Below are 4,292 nucleotides of genomic sequence, written 5' to 3' on the forward strand. Positions count from 1 at the left end.
CGCTGCAGCGACTGATCAGCAGCAAGAAGCCGTCGGCAGCGCCAGGCAAGTCCGCAAACCGTCAACCAGTGACCATCGCGGCCGACATGCGAGCGCGACGCCACCGACTGCGGCTCCGGGCAAAGGGCTGAGCCGATGTCCTTCCGTTTCAGAAATGTGCGGCTCGCTCATTGCCGCACGTCAACGGCCCGGCGGAATACGCGCTCCAGTTCCGCCGGGCCGAACAGCTCAGGTGTGGACACATGAGCTCCGCCGCCGATCAGCTCGCCGCCGCCCACGCCCGCATGACGCCAGCCGAGATCGCCGCCCACGCACTCGACCTGGCCGACGAACTCGAGCGCATGCACCAGGCTTTCAACGCTGCCACCTCAGCGCACAATAGCCTGGTGACCTCGCTCGCCAACTTGGTTGCCACCCAGAAATCGACGGTTCGCAGCATCCATGCGCTATCCCAAGCCGGCCGCAAGCGCGAAGCGCGGGAAGTGCTAGCGAAGGCCGTTGCCATCGCGGACCTCGAGCCGCTGACGCTGGTGGCAGGGGTCAACTGGTCGCCCGAAATCTTCTCGCCGGCGGCCAAAACCAAGGAGCCCGTGCACTGATGGCCGACGAAACCGTCGTAACAGAGCTGATAATCGACTCCAGGCAGGCCGAGCAAGGTTCGGCTGCCTTCGTGCGCGCCATGAAGGCGGCCCAAGCTGCCTATGACAAGACGATCGATCAGGCCAACGCAGCCAGCGTGGCGATCGAAAAACAGACTATGGTGATGACCGGCACCGCCGGCTCGGTCTCGTCAACCGCCAAGTCATGGGATCGCCTGAAGGCTTCCGTCGACCCGGCGTTTGCAGCCACCAAGCAGATGGAACGCGCGTTGATCACGGCCGATGCTGCGGCGCGCAAACTCGGCATCGATGAGGTCGAACGTGCGAGAGTTCTCGATCTTGTCAGACAGAAGACCGATGCTGTTTCCGCGTCCACGCGCGCCGGGGTGACCCATATCGCCAGCGTGGGGACCGCCGCGCGGCTGACATCGAACCAGATGCTCAACCTGTCTCGGCAGGGCAACGACGTCATCACAATGTTCGCGCTCGGCGCACCGCCGATGCAGATTTTCGCAAGTCAGGCGGGGCAGATTTTCGATGCGCTGGAAAGCGGACCAACGGGCGCACTTGGATCACTGAAGGCGGTAGGCGCAGGTATACTCAGTTTCGTCTCAACGCCGCTGGGCGGCATCATCACCGCCGCTGGACTCGCTGGCGTTGCGATTGCCACGTATGCCTTGGCCACGCGCGAGGACATAAAATCCGCTGACGAAGTGCTGAAGGGCCACAAAGCGCTGATCGACGACATCGCCAAGGCTTATCCGGCGGCGGCAGCAGCGGCAAAGAAGTACGAGGACCAGGCTTCCCAGATGCCGAAGTCGGTCATCGCCGCCGACACGGCAGATCAGGTGAGCGAAGCGCGTAAAACGTTGGCTTCCCTGATGAACGACATGCGTCGGCAGATGGATCTACTCGACACCGGCGACGGGGACTTCGCCAGGATTGGCAAGGCCGGGCTTGAGCAATTCGCCGAGCTTGCCAAGGAACTCAAGAGCGGCGCCCTGGATGCGGTTGATCTGCAAAGCGAGCTCGGCAGGATACGCCTCGATCCGACCCTCTCTAAGAATGCGCACGAGTTCGCGAAAGGTTTGCAGGACACCGCAGAGCAAGCGGCAAAGGTTGCAGCAACGATCCCGGCAGATCTGGAAGCAAAGAGCATCGCTGTTGATAATCAGAAAGCCACCAAGTCGCTGGCAGAAGTCGCAGCTGGCTTTAAAAATATCAACCGTGATGCAGGGACTGCAGACGCCACGATCGCGAAGCTATTCGGCACCATCGACAGCGGCGGGTCTGATGGGTTCGGGGTCACCCGCTCGTTGGGCGGGTCCTTCCAGGGCGTCGTCGGCCAATTCGAGCAGGCCGGCCAGACCATCCAGAACATGCGGCGTGAGCAGGCGCAGAGCATGCTCGATCTCAGCAAGCAGTTCCGCGACACGACAACACAGGTCGAGACGCTGAAGGAGGCTATCGCCACCGCCGGCGGCAAGGACAACATCCAAGCGTTCTTCGGAGATGTACGCAACATTGACGGCGCCAACGCCGCGCTGGGGAATACCGTCGGCATCATCAACAGGCTTTTCGACGCGCTGAACAGTGGGAACACCACCGCCAGCACCGTTGCCTCTGGCATTGACATGTTGCGCCAGACGCTCATTGAGGGCGGTCTCGGCGTCGAACAGGTCAACAGGTTCATCGACAGCCTGGTCCGCGCCCGGATGCAGATGGATGCCGGCGCCGCTGATGCCGCTCAGCTTAACCGGGCGATTCAGGCGATCCAGAATCGCACAGTCACCATCACCGTGGTCACGCGCCAGGTCGGGACGGGCACGCAGTCGACCTACGATGTGCCGAAGTCATCTGGCGGCGGCACGACCGGCGTCGGTGTCACGCGCTATTCGTCAAATGGCCCGGCGGTCTCCTCGACTCCGATCTTCAACACCTCCACCAACTCGTGGGGCTATACGCAGCCCAAGACCTATCAAGACCCAAGGGTTCTTGCGCAGGTTAATGCCATGTACGGCGGTGGTGGCGGCGGGCCTAACGGCGACATCTCAACGACGGGAGCGAATGCCGGCAAACCTATCTATTACCTGCCGGCGGGCGTGAATGAAAGCCAGATGCCGTCGACCTATACGTACGACTACCAAGGGCGCGCGGCAGGCGGTCCAATCTCGCCCAACACACCTTATTGGGTTGGTGAAAAGGGGCCGGAGCTTGTCCTGCCGCAATCGGCGGGGACGGTCATTCCCCATGCGCAATCGATGGCGCTTGCCACGACATCGCAGACCACGGCTGACCAGGACAAGCTAACCGCTGCGATCACCGATACCGCGGTGAACACCAAGAAGACGGCTCAGTTGCTCGATGACATCAAGACTTCTGGATCCGCTTCATTCGGTGGCGGCTCGTCGTCTAGCGGTGGATCGTCTGCCTCGGGCGGCACGGAGCGCGACCCGAAATATGCTGCTTACTTGAAGGCGCTAGCTGTGGCCAAGTCCAACGCTCACAACGTCAGCGGCATCATCGGCTATGGCGCTCAGGGGCTTTCGGCGACGCCACAGCAGATCGCGCATCGGGCGGTCTACGGCTTCTCTACGGGCGGCATGATCGGCGGCGGACCCGGCGACACACAGAAGGTCGAGTTCTTCAAGAAGCCGCGCGAGCACGTCATCATCGCCGACACCGACCAGATCAGCGATCAGCGCAGCAGCGGGTCGTCAAAGGGCGGTGTCGATAGTCGGCCCGTCCAGGTCAACGTCAACGTCAAGGTCGAGGGCGGCACGACGATCTCAAAGGACAGCATCTCCGAAATGCGTCGCCAGATGGCGCTTGCCGGCCGGGACATGCAGAGGTCGATCAATGGTCGATAGGATGCCGGCGCCGGCCACCTTTCCGAACCTCTACCAGTCGCAAAGCGCTGGCGGCGATTGCCTGGGCTCTGCTTTGGCCGGCTCTCTATGGTCGGTGTCGGCGTTGGATGAGCCCAAGGAGGGCGACATCGTCGCGATCTGGCTTGTGCCAGGGCGCTTTTCAGACGGAACCGAGGGTGACAGCATCGGCCACCGCGTGGCGCGCGGTGAGGCCTGCCTGATGAAGGTTTTGCTCACCCAGGATGCCACCCGCATTACCGTGATGACGCTCAAGCCTTTGGCAACCGCGACAATCTTGAGAACCGACATCGTTGCGATGCACAGGGCATTCGCAGTCCGGACTCCGGACGGCATTCAGCGCTTCCTACGGCTGCAGGGGGCCGGCTGATGGTCTGGTTTGCGACGCCCGGTTCGTCGAACGTCGGGTCGTCTTGGGGCGGCTGGGGTTCCGAGCAGACCACCAAGCAACCAGACCCGGTTTCTGCCGCGCCGACCTTTTCTTTTTCGTCGGTCCTTGGCCGCCAGATCCCCATCGTTGTCGGAACCTACAAGGTCGATGGCATTCCTGTCATCGGTGGCGCCGCCACGGTCACTAACATCTCCGGCTACACGCAGGTGAAGCTGACGAACACGCAGGGGTTGGGAGACGTCGGCGGCACGGGCTGGCTGAACAATGACCCGTTCTCCCGCGTCGCGCTGGTGCCAATCCAGGGCGCCAGCCAGGTCGCATCAATGGGCTATCTGCTGGCCTATGATCCATTTGGTGACGGCTACAAACTGGTCCGTCTTGAGGTCAACGACGAAGTTGTCTTCGATGCCGAAA

At 62.2% G+C, this 4,292-nt stretch carries 4 protein-coding genes; all 4 read left to right on the forward strand.

What is annotated here, in order from left to right; translation table 11 throughout:
- Window positions 1-242 precede the first annotated feature (242 nt).
- Window positions 243-599: a hypothetical protein gene (locus NKJ75_RS32660; protein WP_352500749.1), complete on the forward strand. Its 357-nt coding sequence runs from the start codon at window positions 243-245 to the stop codon at window positions 597-599.
- A complete protein-coding gene (locus NKJ75_RS32665) occupies window positions 599-3,469 on the forward strand; it encodes a phage tail length tape measure family protein (RefSeq protein ID WP_352500750.1) in 2,871 nt (956 codons plus the stop codon). Before NKJ75_RS32660 ends, NKJ75_RS32665 begins: the two co-directional genes overlap by 1 nt.
- Window position 3,470: 1 nt before the next feature.
- Window positions 3,471-3,857, forward strand: a complete 387-nt coding sequence (locus tag NKJ75_RS32670) for a hypothetical protein (RefSeq protein WP_031247118.1) — start codon at window positions 3,471-3,473, stop codon at window positions 3,855-3,857.
- Window positions 3,857-4,292, forward strand: a 436-nt coding sequence (locus tag NKJ75_RS32675) for a hypothetical protein (protein ID WP_352500751.1), incomplete at its 3' end; no start/stop codon positions are given. The genes NKJ75_RS32670 and NKJ75_RS32675, both read left to right, overlap by 1 nt.

This window comes from Mesorhizobium sp. M0058 (assembly GCF_040323095.1).
GTDB lineage: Bacteria > Pseudomonadota > Alphaproteobacteria > Rhizobiales > Rhizobiaceae > Mesorhizobium.

Bases quoted from the DNA above. Each gene is read 5' to 3' on its own strand.
- NKJ75_RS32670 (WP_031247118.1), top strand. From the start codon at position 3,471: ATGCCGGCGCCGGCCACCTTTCCGAACCTCTACCAGTCGCAAAGCGCT.
- NKJ75_RS32665 (WP_352500750.1), top strand. From the start codon at position 599: ATGGCCGACGAAACCGTCGTAACAGAGCTGATAATCGACTCCAGGCAG.
- NKJ75_RS32660 (WP_352500749.1), top strand. From the start codon at position 243: ATGAGCTCCGCCGCCGATCAGCTCGCCGCCGCCCACGCCCGCATGACG.